This window comes from Vibrio sp. 1180_3 (genome assembly GCF_029478545.1).
Taxonomy (GTDB): domain Bacteria; phylum Pseudomonadota; class Gammaproteobacteria; order Enterobacterales; family Vibrionaceae; genus Vibrio; species Vibrio aestuarianus.
Window position 1 is genome coordinate 1 of sequence record NZ_SJFM01000271.1, and the last position, 255, is coordinate 255.

The following is a 255-nucleotide window of genomic DNA, read 5'->3' on the forward strand; positions in this document are numbered from 1 at the left end:
TGGTGATCGGCAAGGCGATCGCATTAGACACATCACCATCTCGGTCGGTCGCTGTAACCGATAGATTTAAGATAAGATCGTTTTCTCCGGCTCCCGTCGCGTGGTCAAGCGGTTTAAGTAACTCAAATTGATAGCTGTCTGCTGAGCCATTGAGCGTGATCCTAAAGACCGCCTCATTGCTGCCTTGGATCTGCGCTTCATATACTGTGATGCCATTGAGGTTAGACACTTCAACCATCACTAAATTCTGGCCGC

The 255-nt window shown here is 49.0% G+C and carries 1 protein-coding gene; it reads right to left on the reverse strand.

Annotated elements, in window-relative coordinates; translation table 11 throughout:
• Positions 1-255 (reverse strand): DUF5801 repeats-in-toxin domain-containing protein (locus tag EYW48_RS21820; protein ID WP_277433116.1); only part of this gene is annotated, 255 nt, incomplete at both ends.